Genomic DNA, 12671 nt, shown 5'->3' with positions numbered 1-12671 from the left:
CGACAGGAGGGGCCGGTCCCGGGAACGGGGCCGGCCCCTTCGGCGTCCCGCGGTCGTCCCGCGCGCCGGCCGTCAGATGGGCTGGGGTTCGAAGTCCCAGTAGGGATGGTGCCGTTCCTGGATCTGCCGGATGTGCGGATGGTCCGTGCCGAACAGGGCGGTGAGCCTGGTGTCCACGTCCCGCCGCAGGGCCTCGGCCTCCTCGCGCTCGCTCAGGGCCGCCAGGTCCAGCGCCAGTCCGGCCCGGAGGCTGACGGTGAGGACGTGGTTCTCGCCCAGGGCGCGGACGGAGCGGGCGCAGGCGTCCCGGCCCAGGGTGGCCGCGGCCTCCTTCTCCCCGGCGCCGGCGAGCGCGGCCACCTCGTTCTTCGCACAGCCGACGGACCAGGGATGGTCCCGGCCCACCGCCTTCTCCATCCGCGCGGTGCACTGCCGGGAGAGTTCCAGCGAGGCCCGGGTCTCGCCCGAGTCGCGCATGATCACGGCCACGTTGTCCCGCGCTCCCACGGTGTACGGGTGGTCCTCCCCGAGCTGCGCCGCGTAGTGCGTGGCGGTGGCCTCGGCCAGGCCGCGGGCCTCCTCCGTCTCCCCGAGCTGGCGCAGCAGCATCGCGTAGTCGCAGGAGACCAGCAGCGACTCGGGGTGCAGGGCGCCGCGCCGGCGCAGCAGCTTCTGCCGCACGCCCCGCATCATGGCGTGGGCGAACTGGAGGTCGCCGACCCGGCGGGAGCACAGGGCGAGGTTGTGCTCGGCGTGCAGGGTCTGGCCGTGGTTGCGGTCGAGGACCTGGCTGTGGAGGCGGGAGTTGTGCCCCTGGATCTCCAGCGCCTCACGGTAGTTGCCGAGCAGCCGCAGCATCCAGGCGGTGCGCAGCGCCGAGTTGAGCGTCAGGGCGTCCTTGCCGCCGAGCAGTTCCACCCGGGCCTCGAAGATCCGGCGGTGCAGGGCGAGGGACTCGGTGTAGTGGCCCTGGAGGCCGAGGGCCATGGCGAGGTTGCTGCGGACGGTGAGGGTGCGCGGGACCTGTTCGCCGCCCAGCTCGACGGCCGCGGTGCCGGCGGCCTCCTCGAACAGGGCACGCGCCTCCCCGTACCGGCCGCGGGCCATGAGCGTGCCGCCCAGCCCGTCCTTGGCGCGGATCAGCTCGATGGGGCGGACGCCGCTCGCGGCCCGCAGACGCCGGATCGTCTCGCGTCCGGTCGCCTCGGCCTCCGCGTACCGGCCGAGTCTGCGCTGCATGTTGGCGAGCTGGTGGACGGCGACCAGGACGGCCCGGTCGGTGTCGCCCGAGGTCTCGCGCCAGCGTTCCACGGCACGCCCGCTCAGCCGCCGGCCGTCGTCGTACTCGCCGCGCATGCGCAGGTACTCGATGCAGTTCAGGACGAGGTCCCGGACGTCCTCGTCCGACGAGTCCAGCGCGCCGGCCGGCTCCAGGTGCGGGATGAGCGCGCCGTAGCGGGTCCAGTTGCCCGGCGCGGAGGAGTCGCGGGGGTCGGCGGAGACCAGAAGCCGGCGGGCGGCCGCGAAGTGGCGTTCGGCGTCCTCGGGCGACTGGACGTACCGGACGTAGCGGTGGAAGAGCCGGTGCATGCGCAGTGTGCCGACGGTCTGGGTGTCCAGGCGCGGGCCCTGCTCGTACTCGATGCGCATCGAGGTGATCTCGGAGAGCTTGCGCAGGGCGGAGTTCCAGCTGCTGGGCTCGGCGACCAGTTCGGCCAGCTCGGGCGGCAGGTCGGCGTGCCGGGCGGTCTGCAGCAGCCGGACCGGGACCACTTCGGGGGAGAAGCAGACCAGCAGGTTGAGCAGGTGCCAGGCGGGTTCGGCGCCCTCGCGCAGGGTGTTGAGGAGCTTGGCCCAGGCGACCTGGAAGCTCTCCGGATAGTCACGGGAGGGCATGTGGCCGAAGCGGTCCGGGCTGCCGTCGCGGATGTCGCGTACGTACTCGTCCACGGACATGGCGGGGTTCGTGTCGAGCCAGGCCGACGTCTGGTCGAGCAGCAGCGGCGTGTCCTCGACGGCGTCGGCGAGCCGGTCGGCCTGGTCGGTGCTCAGCCGGGCGGTGCGCCGGGCCACGAAGGCGATGCTCTCCCGGCGTTCGAAGACCGGGATCTGGAGGGTCTCGCCCTGCGCCGCCCACTCGGTGCGGTGCGTGGTGACCAGGACGTGTCCGCGTCCCTCGGGCAGGAGGTCGAGCACCTTCTCCGGGTCGCCGGCGCCGTCCAGCACGAGCAGCCACGGGCGGGCGGTACGGTCGAGTTCCCGGCGTACGGCCTTGATGGTGGCGGCCAGGTCCCCGGCGTCCCGGAGGTCCAGTTCGGGTGCCAGGTCGGCGAACTGGGAGCGGGCCGTGACGCGCTGGGCTGCGGTGATCCACCAGACGATGTCGTACTCGCCCGCGAACCGGTGGGCGTACTCCAGGGCCAGTTGCGTCTTGCCGACGCCGCCGGGGCCGCGCAGCGCGAGGACGGCGCCGTCGTGTCCGGCGCCGGTGAGGGCCTCGTACATCCGCTCCAGGAGTTCGGTGCGGCCGATGAAGCGGCGGTTGCGGCGCGGGACGTGCCACACCTCGGGCGGGTCGTCCGGGAAGCGCGGTCCGCGGCGCAGGTCGACGAGGAGGCCGGGGGCCGGGATGCCGGCGCATTCCAGGACGCGGGCGCGGGCCACCTCGGGCCGCAGGCCGCGCAGCTCGACGGGGGCGAGGGGTACGACCTCGGCGGGCAGCGGCTGTGCGGTGACGCTCACGGCGGCGACGCGGTCGCGGACGTCGGGCAGCACCTCGCGCAGTACTCCGGCCCAGGCCTGGAAGCGCTCGGTGCCCAGCCGCTCGTACCAGTCGTCGATGACGAGCAGGATGCGGCCGGGGGCGCCCAGCAGGTCGGTCAGGGCGTCGGCGGTCGGCGGGCGGCGCAGCGGGTTCCAGCGCACCAGGGTGGTGGTCCGGCCGGCGGCGCGGACCTGGTGGTCGATCCACTTGGCCCAGGACTCGCTCTGCCCGGCGAAGACCACCGTGACGTGTCCCAGCTCCGTCACCATTTCGCAGTCCCCTCAGCTGAACCTGGTCACGACTGAGCACAGGTTAGTCAATTGTGCGTCAAAGCGACTTGTCGCGTGCGGAGTTGGGCGTGACATCCCGCTCATGTGCCGGTACGGACGGTGTGTTCCAGCCGGTGTGCGGCATGCCGGATCAGCCGCTCCAGGTCGGCGCAGTACACGCTGGGGTGGCGGAAGCCGGTGCCGGGCGCGTACCGGTGCACGTAGTTGCCGCCGCCGCACACCCGGACCACCGGGCAGGCGCGGCACTCGGCGCCCAGGGCGCGCTCGCCGAGCTGGCGTGCGGTGACGCCCGGGTGGCGCAGGACGGTGTCGAAGGAGTGCCGGAACACGTCGAGTCCGGTCTCGGCGGCGCCCCGGTAGGCCGACCTGAGCGAGTCCACCTGCTCGATGGTGCCGTCGGTCTCGACGACGACGGCGGCGACCGGCGACAGGCCCACGGCCTCGGCGGCGCCGGGCGAGCCGAGCAGCAGGGCGGCGATCTCCTGGAAGAGCCGTACGCGGGTGCGCGGCCGGCCCCCGTCCCACCAGGCGTCGAAGACGGTGGCGAGCCAGTCGCCGTAGGGCGTGGGCGCGGGGCGGTGCCTGCCGGGCCGGCCGCCGCGCAGGCCGGGCGGCGGCCGGTCCCAGTTGGCGTGCGGGAGGAGGAGGTCGAGGCGGGGCGGGGCGAGTTCGAGCAGCGAGTGGTAGACGTCGAGCGGGTCGGCGGCCAGGTCGACGGTGCACAGGATCCCGGCGTACGCGTCCGGGTGCGCGGCGAGCCGACGGGCGGTGGCGAGCGCGGCGGGCCAGGCGGGCCGGCCCGCGTGGTCGACGCGGCGCCCGTTGTGGGCGGCGCGGCCGCCGTCGAGGCTGAGGCCGACCCGGATGCCGTCCTCGGTGAGCTCTTCCAGGCCGCGCTCGGTGAGGCGGGTGCCGTTGGTCTGCACGGTGGCGGTGACCCGGCAGCCCTCGGGGACGGCCCGGCGGACGGCGCGGGCGTAGGCCCGGACGGGGGCGGGGCCGGTGAGCAGGGGTTCGCCGCCGTGCAGTTCGACGCGGACGTGGTCGAGGCCGTGGGCGCGGACGTGCTCGGCGATGCGGGCGGCGGCCCGGTCCATGGTGCGGGCGTCGGCGCGGGCCGGGCGGTCCCGCCAGCCGCTGTCCTGGCCGCGGTAGAGGTAGCAGTAGGTGCAGTCGAGGTTGCAGCGGCCGTGCACCTTGAGCACGAACTGCCGCAGGGGTGTGGGGACGTGGTCCGTGGCGTCGAGCCCGGTGTGCGGCCAGACGGGGTGGGCGGGCGGCCGGGGCCGGGCCGTCACGGCGCGTCCTCGTAGTGGGCGACGACGGTGGTCTCCCCGTCCCGGACGCGGAGTTCGGCGAGGACCGCGGCGAGCACCGGATGGTCGGTGCGGGCGGGGCGGTGGAGGGCGGGCAGGGGTATCTCCGTGTCGTCGGTGGGGTCACTCACGCGTCGGCCGTTCCGGAGGTGAGGCGGGCGATGTCCGCGCGGAGCCGCCCGGCGAGCGCGGTGTCCGTGGTGAGGCTCAGCGCCTCGCGGTAGTCGGCGAGGGCGGTGCGGGCACGGCCGAGCCGTTCCCGGGCGACGGCCCGGCCGCGCAGGGCCAGGGTGGTCAGGGCGTCCGCGTCCGCCTCCCGGGCGTGCCCGACGCCGCGGGTGAAGTGCTCCACGGCCTTGTCGAGGTGGCCGGCGGTGCCCAGCCGGTCGTGCAGGTACTCGGCGACGGTGCCGCGCAGGATCAGGCACAGCGCCAGGAACCGCGGCTCCTCGGAGCCGCGGACCGCCTCGCCCAGCAGCCAGTCGGCCTCGTACAGGTCGGACAGCACGTGCGCGTGCCGGTAGCGCCCGACGTGGGCGGCGGCCAGCAGGCGTCGGCGCGGGGGCAGTTCGGGGTCGTCGGGGAAGGTCTCGTCGACGGCCCGGCGCAGCGCGTCGACGGCCCGGTGGGCGTCCCGCGGCGCGTCGTGGTGCTCGCCGCGCCGGTGCAGCGCGGTGCCGTGGCCGGTCAGCACCACGGGCAGCCGGGGGTCGTCCTCGCGCAGCAGCCGTACGGCCGCGTCCCAGGCGTCGACGGCCAGGTCCAGGGCGTGCCGCTCGCCGGTGCGGGTGTGGCGGTCCCAGTGGACGCGGGCGGTGCGGGTGTGGCACTCGATCCGCAGGTCGTCGTCGTCGGCGGCGGCGGCGGCGGCGAGGGCCTGCTCCAGCGCTTCCCGGAGCAGGGGGTGCTCCCCGTCCGTCTGCCGGGGGCCGGCGAGTTCCGCTGCGGAGGCCACGTCCAGCCAGGTCCGGCAGCGCTCGGCGGCGGGCAGGGGGTGCTCCGCGCGCAGTGCGGCCTTGAGGTCCAGGACGGCCGAGGTGGCCGTCAGCACGACGCCGTTCCTCAGGACGTCGGCGGCGTCCGCCGTGGCGGGGGGAGGGCCGGTGGCCGCGCCCCTCCCGGCGAACTGCCGGGCCAGGTCGAGCGAGAGGCGGCCCCGCTCCGCGCGGACGTCCTCGGCGCCGGGCACCTCGGCCACCTCCCCGGTGGCGGCGTCGATGGCCCGGCTCAGATGACCGACGTACCACGCCACGGGGCCGTCGACGGTGGCGTACGGCCCGTCGGGCCCGGGCCGCACTACGCCCGCCAGTGCGATGAGGCGGCGCAGCTTCATCAGCGCGAGGCAGGTGGCACGGCGCCGTCCGGCGCTCTCTTCCGGCGCGTCCAGGGCCAGGGCGAGGTCCCGCTCGGCCAGGTACAGCAGCACCGCGCGGGCGTACTCGGCCGGGTACTGGCCGTCGGGCGCGACGGAAGCGGCCCAGTCCCGCAGATCGTCGGTCACCCCGGGGAAGCCGAGGCCCTCGTCGCGTACGGCGGCGGCCTGGTCCGCGCAGACCGTGCCCCGCGCGAAGTGGCCGCGCCCGGTGAGCCACGGCAGGTCCGCCAGCGCCTCCCAGGCCTCCCGGAGATCCTCGCCGTCCGCGCCCGCCTGCCACCGGCGCAGCAGCGACAGCGCCAGTTCCTCCGCGGCCTCCACGCGCCGCTCCCCCGTGCCCGCGGCGGCGAGCGCCTGGCGCAGATGGCCGACCGCGTCGTCCAGGGCGCGGGTCAGCCCCTCCGCCTCGAAGCGGGCCTGCGCCTCGCGTCCCCGCTCCAGCAGTTCCGGCACGCTCAGCTCGGGGCCCGCGGCCGGTCGCGGCATCCGCGCCCCGAGGTCCCGCAGCACCTCCGCCGACACCTCGGCGAAGGCGCGCAGCCCGGCGGGCTCGTCCGGGCCGGGGCCGGAGACGGGCGCCAGCCCCTCCCCGGGGGTGACGGTGCCGCGCAGGAACGCCCCGGCCAGGGCCGGGAAGTTGCGCACGCTGCGGCCGAAGCGGCGCTCCACGTACTCGGAGCAGTGCTTGAACAGCAGCTCCACTTCCTCGACCGTCAGCCGCGCCCGCAGCTCGGTGGCGACTCCGGGCAGGAAGGCGTACCGCACGGCCTTCGGGTCGTCGGCGTCCGGCCGGCGGCGCAGCAGCCCGCCGAGCAGCACCTCGGAGAGCACGTCGGGGCCGCTCCCGGCGAGCATCGCGTGCTGGACCAACTGCATCACCGGGAGGTAGAGCGGCACCGCGGACAGGTACACGGCGAGGCGGCGGGCCTCCGGGGAGGCGGGGCGCCAGAACGCCCGGACCCGGTCCGCTCCGCCCAGCTCCTCGGCGGCGCGCACCGGAGCGGCGGAGGCGGAGTGGTCGGCGCGCACCCAGCCCGCGGCGGCGGCCAGGGACTGCCCGGTGGCGCCGGACACCAGCCGCGCCCAGCCCTCCACCGACGGGCGGCGCAGCGCCAGTACGGGCACCGGCAGGGCGCCCCGCTCGGGTCCGCCCCGGTCGGGGAGGAACTCCAGCGCCCCGGCCGGGCCCTCGCGCCGGTGCAGCAGGCCGCGGCGGGCCGGGAGGTGGGTGCGGACCCACATCCGCTGCGGCAGCGGCTGGACGACGGCGACGGGCGCGGTCGCCGCCCAGCGGTGCAGCAGGCGCTGCATGCGGCCGCTGCGCCACATGGGTCCGGCGCAGTCGCTGAGTACCAGGGTCACACGGCGCCCCGTCGGGTCGCTGAGCTGCTCGGGCGCGTGCAGCGGGCCGCCGGTCCCCGGCCGGGAGGAGCAGCCGGGCAGGCCGCCCGGTCCTTCGTGCAGGTACTGCACGGCCAGCTCGCGGAACGCGCCGGCGCGGGCGCAGACCTGGCGCAGTTCGTCGAGAGCCTGCTGCCAGACGACGGTGGAGGTCGAGACGTCCATCAGGAGCAGCAGCCGTGCCTCCCGGCGCCGGTCGGTGCGCAGTACGGGCAGGACGAGCCCGGACTCGGCGGCCCGTTCGGCGGTGGCCCGTTCGTCCAGGGTGCGCGGGACCGGGCGGACGGGGGCGCGGTAGCGCTGGAGGGGCCGCAGGCCGCGCTGGAGGGCGAGGGGTTCGGGCAGGGCGGGTGCGGCCGGGACCCGTACGGGTGCCAGCCCGCCGCCGGTGCCGCCCTCGCCGGTTCCGGCGCCGTCCCCGCCGCCGGGGGCGAACAGCCAGGCGCTGTCGGAGGGCGTGGCCCCGCCCGGCGCGGCGGACGGCACGGGGGCCGGTGGCGGGGGCGCGGTGCCCGGTCCGCCGGCCGGGTCACCGGCGGGGCGGTCCGCGCCGGGGGCGCCGGAGGTCTGCGGGCGGGCGGGGCCGGGCAGCCAGCGGGCCAGCCACAGCGCGTCCGCCAGCTCCTCGACGCCCGGCCCGATCCCCGCGTCCCGCATACGCGCGACCAGCGCGGCGAGCACGGGTGCCGTGCCGTCGGCCGGGGGCGGGGGTTCCTGGGCGGCCATCGGCTACCGCAGCCCGCGGTCCAGGGGCTGCATCAGCAGATCCGAGATCTCCTCCCGCCGGTGCGCGGCGTCGCGGGCGGCGTGCTGGGCGAGGAAGATCGCGTTGAGCAGCTGGTCCGTGGGGCGCAGGGCCCCGTCCGTCTCGGCGCGGGTGAACTGGTCCACGATGTCGCGGTTGTCGTCGTACGCGCCCTGGCCGAAATGGGCCTGCACCAGGGCGGCGAGGCGCTCGTCGCGCGGGGCCCTGAGGTCGAGCGGGATGCAGCGGCGCAGCAGCGGGGCGGGGAACTCGCGCTCGCGGTTGCTGGTCATGACGACGAACGGGAAGGCCCGGCACCCCACCTGACCGCCGGTCACCGCGACCCGCCCGCCGTCGGCGGTGAGGACCTGGACGACCGGGGTGCGGTCGGCGATCCGCTCCAGCTCGGGGATGGCGAACGCGCCTTCCTCCAGCACGTTCAGCAGGTCGTTGGGCAGGTCGATGTCGCTCTTGTCCAGCTCGTCGATGAGCAGCACCCGGGGCCGGTCGGCGGCGAGCAGGGCGGTGCCGAGCGGGCCGAGCTTGATGTACCGGCCGATGTCCGGGGAGCGGAGGCCGTCCGGCAACTGGGCGTCCTGGAGGCGGCCGATGGCGTCGTACGTGTAGAGGCCGTCGCGCAGTTCGCTGCGGCTGACGACCGGCCACTCCAGGACCCGGCCGAGGCCGAGTTCGTACGCGATGGAGTGGGCCAGGGTGGACTTGCCGACGCCCGGTTCGCCGGTGACGAGCAGGGGGCGGCGCAGGTACAGGGCGGCGTTGACCAGTTCGAGGGTGCCGGGGTCCTGGATGGGCAGCGGGACGGTGCGCGCGCCGAGGCGGCGGTGGGTGGCGGAGCCGAGGTCCGGTACGTCGTAGTCCACGGCCGGGGTGTCGAAGGCCCGCCACGGAGGCGGGGCGGGCAACTGCCCGATCCGCTCCGGGTCCGGTTGCCCGGTCCCCCGGTAGATGAACCACTCGCTCATACGGTGCTCCTCGTCGACGGTCGGTGGTAGTCCACGGCCTGGCCGACGAGGGCGTCGCGCACCCACAACGGGCCCCTGCGAATGTACCCGCGGCGTCCCCCGGGAACGACCGTTTCCGGCCAGTTCACCTCCCTCACAGCGGGGCGTCCAGGGTGCCGCCCTCCTCCGAGGGCAGGGGGCGGCGCGGATCGTCGTACAGGAGGGCCACCGGTTCGGCCCAGGCCCGGTCGGCCCGCAGCTCGCTGACGTCCTGACGCACGTGGCGTATCAGGTCCGGCAGTTCGGCGAGGGAGCCGAGCGTCCCGAGGAGTTCCTCCGCGCGGGCGTACAGGGTGTCGCAGGAGGCGGGGCAGGCACCCGAGGAGTGGCCGTCGACGTGCCAGAGGGCGACGCCGTGGCCGCTCTCCAGGGCGAGCCTCATCGCGGTGCGCCCGGGGCCGCGTCCGGCCGGCCGGCACATGACCGGGATGCGGTCGAAGGCGGCATCGCGGTAGCCGTGCACGCCGGGGAAGTCGCCCTGCGCCGCGGTGCGCCAGCCGCTGAAGCCCTGCTGGGCGGCCATGGCCTGCCAGCGCTCGGCCCAGAGTTTGTCCGGATCTCCCCGGCGCTCAAGGGCGCGCAGGACCACCCGGCGGCGCGCCCCCAGGTGTCCGGCGTCGTTCAGTTCGGCGATGTCGTCGAAGCGCCAGCGGTGCGCCGCGGTGTCGAAGTGCTCCCCCGGCAGGGCGACTTCGAGCGGCACCGGCCGGCTCTCCTGGTCCTTGGCCCGCAGCAGCACGCCCAGCGGCCCGCGCATGGCCTGGACGAGGGCGGCGGGGTCGTGCCCGTGCACGGAGCCGTCGGCCTCGTGGAGTTCGGGCTCGCCCTGTCCGTCGTCGAACCAGATCTGCCAGAAGAAGCGGGCGGGCCGCGCGCCGATGACCGGGTCGAGCAGGACCGCGACGGTGCCGCCCTCGCCCGGCCCCGGGTACGGGATCACGACGCGTTCCGGCCCGCCGTCGGGTGCGGGGTGCAGGGCCTCGGGGAGGCGCGCGTCGCGGACGAAGTCGTGCATGGCCCGGCGCGGTTCCCGGCGCAGGCGCACGCCGATCCAGTGGCCGAGGGCGGTGGCGTCGCCGCCCCGGGAGGCCGTGTACAGCTCGACGTAGCGCAGATAGCGCAGGAACGTCAGCGCCTCCAGCGGGCGCGCGCCCTCGTAGAGCAGTCCCGCGCCGTCCCGCCAGGTGAGCAGGGCGGGCGTGCCGCCCGGCCACTGGTTGTGGCTGCGCGCCTTCTTCGCGAGGAGTTCGACGGTGGGCTCGTCCGGCGGCGGGGGCAGTTCGGCCAGCAGGCGCAGTGCCTCGCGGCGGTCGGCGGGGGTCCACTGCTCGCCGCCGCCGGCCGGCGGACCGCCCTGGAGGTCTATCCAGTTGTCGCCGGCCGGGGACTGCGGCTCGTCGCCGTGCCAGCGGTCGTGGGCGGCCATGACGGTGCGGTACGTCCGTCCGAAGCGGCGCAGCGCGGAGATCGCGACGGCCTTGCCGCCGTCCTGCTGCTTGCGCCGCGACTTGATCAGCCCGACCACGGCGCCGGTCTCCGGGTCGAGGAGCGGGCCGCCCGAGACGCCGGCCGGGAAGTCGATGTCGGGCTTGATGATCAGTCCGTGCCGGTCCTCGTGGCCGTTGATCTCGGCGTCGACGATCCGGAAGTGCGTCTCGGGCGGGCCGGGGTAGTAGCCGCACACCTTGACGACGCCGGAATGACGCACCGCGCGGTCGCCTAGCCACACGCACTCGTGGTGCTGCTCCTCGGGCTCCCCCGCCAGCCGCACCAGGGCCAGGTCCTCCTCCAGGGGTACGACGGTGCGGCGCGGGTCGGTGAGCAGCCACTGCTCCAGCCGGGCCTCGGCGTCGACGCCCTCGCCGCGCACCCGGAAGACCGTGCCGGTGTCCTTCGCGAGGTGCGGACGCAGCACGTGGGCGGCGGTGAGCACCCAGCCGGGCGCGACGAAGAAGCCGCTCCCCCACAGGGGCGTGTCGGCGCCCCGTGCGGGCAGCAGGTGGACGGTGGCGGCGCGGGCGAGTTCGTAGAGGCGGTCGTTCCCCTCGCTCATGCCCGGCCGGGCCCCCGCCCGCCCACGGGTGCGGCGTCCCGGTCGAACTGCCAGGTCAGTGTGACCTCCAGCGACACCTTGGCCTCGCCCCGGGCGAGCACCGCGACGGCCAGCCCCTCCTTGGCGGTCAGCTCCACGCCGAAGGTGATGGCGGCCTCGCTGGGTCCGGCCGCGCGGGCCGCGTTCAGCACGGAGGAGCCGACCCCGGTGATCAGCTCCTGGAGGTGCTCGACCTTGGCGACGGCCTCCTCGGCGAAGCCGACGTCCGTCTGGTCGTCGTACCCGTCCGCCTCGCTGATGCGGGCGGTGATCACCGTGCCGTCCGGCAGTTCCACGTCCTGGATGCGGCTCATCTCGCTCCCCCGTCGAGTCCGCCGCGCCCCAACCGCGCGCGGACACCGGCTACTTGACCCCGAGGCTAATACCCAGCCCGGCCGCACGCGACCCCCGCCGCCACACCGGGAGGGCGGGCCCGGCCGCACGGTCTACGCTGGGAAGACACGCCGTGGGCACGCCCGTGGGCACGCCCCACCCGCATCAGGAGCATGAGTTGTACTTCACCGACCGAGGCATCGAGGAACTGGAGAAGCGGCGCGGCGAGGAGGAGGTCACCTTCGAGTGGCTGGCCGAGCAGCTGCGGACCTTCGTCGACCTGAACCCGGACTTCGAGGTACCGGTCGAGCGCCTGGCGACGTGGCTGGCCCGCCTGGACGACGAGGACGAGGACGAGGACTGACCGGGGGGGCGGTGGTGCCGCGCGGGGGTTGAAGTGCCCCGCGCGGGGAGCTGGGAGTGCCGCGCGGGGGTCGGGAGTGCCGCGCGCGGCGTGGCGGGAGTGCCGCGCGGGTACCGGGAGCGCGGCGCACGGCCGCCCGCGAGGGCCGCACGGCGGGAGTGCCGCACGGGGCGGACCGGGTAGGCCGCGCGGGTGCCGGGAGTGCCGTGTACGGCGGACCAGCAAGGCCGCGCCCGTGCCGGGAGCGCCGCGCGCGGAGCACCGGGAAGACCACGCGCCGAGACTGCCGCGCACGACGGACTGGGAGCGCCGCGCGGGGGCCGGTAGCGCCCACGCGGAGCACGGGGGAAGGCCGCGCGGGTGCCGGGAGCGCCGCGCGCGGGTGCCGGGAAGGCCACGCGCCGAGAGTGCCGCGCACGACGGACTGGAAGTCCGCACGAGGGCCGAGGAGCGCCGCATGCGGCCGACCGGGAAAGCCGCGCGCGGGCCGGGAAGGCCGCGTACGGCGGGCCGGGCGGGTCCCGCGCGGTGTCAGGGGCGGCGGCGTGAGAGGCCGTAGGCCGTGCCCAGCGCCCCGTGGGCGATCAGCAGCAGCCCCGCCGTGGTCCAGCCGCCGCTGCGGCGCCGCATTCCCCAGGCGGTGAGCGGCAGACCGGCCGCCATCTGGGCGAGGGCGAGGACCCGGGCCCCGGGGCCGCCCACCCAGGGCATCCAGGGCGCGAGGCGGCTCTCGTCGGCGGTCGGGCGACGCGTGGTGGTCCCGGTCCGGCGGGCGTCGGGCAGGGCGCCGGCGGCCGCGCCGAGACGGCCGGCAGGTGCACCGGGGGCGAGTCCGGCGGGGAGGGCGACTCCCGCGCGCGTGAGCAGTCCGCCCAGCGTCTCTAGAATTCTGTGGTTGCCTGAGTGTTTCGGGCTTTTCGGGCGCGGCGTGGCCGTGTGCGGTCGCCATCGGTGGGTCCGATCCTCGGG

9 protein-coding genes are annotated in these 12671 nt (G+C 76.0%); 1 reads left to right on the top strand and 8 read right to left on the bottom strand.

Annotation, left to right across the window (positions count from 1 at the left end; translation table 11 throughout):
• Window positions 1-72 precede the first annotated feature (72 nt).
• The 7 genes from fxsT to ACFWR9_RS27540 all read right to left on the bottom strand — a co-directional run bounded on the left by fxsT (window position 73) and on the right by ACFWR9_RS27540 (window position 11319).
• Window positions 73-3033: an FxSxx-COOH system tetratricopeptide repeat protein gene (fxsT, locus tag ACFWR9_RS27570; RefSeq protein ID WP_383846581.1), complete on the bottom strand. Its 2961-nt coding sequence runs from the start codon at window positions 3031-3033 to the stop codon at window positions 73-75.
• Between the two features lie 101 nt (window positions 3034-3134).
• Window positions 3135-4352, bottom strand: coding sequence for an FxsB family cyclophane-forming radical SAM/SPASM peptide maturase (locus ACFWR9_RS27565; protein ID WP_383846580.1), 1218 nt, complete (start codon window positions 4350-4352; stop codon window positions 3135-3137).
• The gene (locus ACFWR9_RS27560) at window positions 4349-4501 is read right to left on the bottom strand and encodes a hypothetical protein (protein ID WP_383846579.1); all 153 of its coding nucleotides are present in this window, start codon (window positions 4499-4501) and stop codon (window positions 4349-4351) included. Before ACFWR9_RS27560 ends, ACFWR9_RS27565 begins: the two co-directional genes overlap by 4 nt.
• The gene (locus ACFWR9_RS27555) at window positions 4498-7872 is read right to left on the bottom strand and encodes an SAV_2336 N-terminal domain-related protein (protein WP_383846578.1); all 3375 of its coding nucleotides are present in this window, start codon (window positions 7870-7872) and stop codon (window positions 4498-4500) included. The genes ACFWR9_RS27560 and ACFWR9_RS27555 overlap by 4 nt, the downstream gene beginning before the upstream one ends.
• 3 nt (window positions 7873-7875) lie before the next feature.
• On the bottom strand, window positions 7876-8874 hold the full coding sequence (locus tag ACFWR9_RS27550; protein WP_383846577.1) for an AAA family ATPase: 999 nt from the start codon (window positions 8872-8874) through the stop codon (window positions 7876-7878).
• A 133-nt stretch (window positions 8875-9007) separates the two neighbouring features.
• On the bottom strand, window positions 9008-10966 hold the full coding sequence (locus ACFWR9_RS27545) for a trypsin-like peptidase domain-containing protein (protein WP_383846576.1): 1959 nt from the start codon (window positions 10964-10966) through the stop codon (window positions 9008-9010).
• Window positions 10963-11319 carry a CU044_2847 family protein gene (locus ACFWR9_RS27540; protein WP_383846575.1) on the bottom strand — a complete coding sequence of 119 codons (357 nt, stop codon included), beginning with the start codon at window positions 11317-11319 and terminating at the stop codon, window positions 10963-10965. The genes ACFWR9_RS27545 and ACFWR9_RS27540 overlap by 4 nt, the downstream gene beginning before the upstream one ends.
• Before the next feature lie 197 nt (window positions 11320-11516).
• Here ACFWR9_RS27540 and ACFWR9_RS27535 point away from each other — a divergent pair, with 197 nt between their 5' ends.
• Window positions 11517-11702: a DUF6104 family protein gene (locus ACFWR9_RS27535; protein ID WP_064729792.1), complete on the top strand. Its 186-nt coding sequence runs from the start codon at window positions 11517-11519 to the stop codon at window positions 11700-11702.
• A gap of 531 nt (window positions 11703-12233) precedes the next feature.
• On the opposite strand, the gene ACFWR9_RS27530 is transcribed toward ACFWR9_RS27535, so the two are convergent.
• Window positions 12234-12404, bottom strand: coding sequence for a hypothetical protein (locus ACFWR9_RS27530; RefSeq protein ID WP_383846574.1), 171 nt, complete (start codon window positions 12402-12404; stop codon window positions 12234-12236).
• Between the last annotated feature and the right edge of the window lie 267 nt (window positions 12405-12671).

Source organism: Streptomyces sp. NPDC058534, from assembly GCF_042717365.1.
Taxonomy (GTDB): domain Bacteria; phylum Actinomycetota; class Actinomycetes; order Streptomycetales; family Streptomycetaceae; genus Streptomyces.
This window is presented reverse-complemented; position numbering and strand designations above follow the sequence as displayed.

What these genes read in the sequence shown, in the direction of transcription:
- ACFWR9_RS27550 (WP_383846577.1), bottom strand. Translation starts at nt 8,874, where the DNA reads ATGAGCGAGTGGTTCATCTACCGGGGGACCGGGCAACCGGACCCGGAG.
- fxsT (WP_383846581.1), bottom strand. Translation starts at nt 3,033, where the DNA reads ATGGTGACGGAGCTGGGACACGTCACGGTGGTCTTCGCCGGGCAGAGC.
- ACFWR9_RS27540 (WP_383846575.1), bottom strand. Translation starts at nt 11,319, where the DNA reads ATGAGCCGCATCCAGGACGTGGAACTGCCGGACGGCACGGTGATCACC.
- ACFWR9_RS27555 (WP_383846578.1), bottom strand. Translation starts at nt 7,872, where the DNA reads ATGGCCGCCCAGGAACCCCCGCCCCCGGCCGACGGCACGGCACCCGTG.
- ACFWR9_RS27545 (WP_383846576.1), bottom strand. Translation starts at nt 10,966, where the DNA reads ATGAGCGAGGGGAACGACCGCCTCTACGAACTCGCCCGCGCCGCCACC.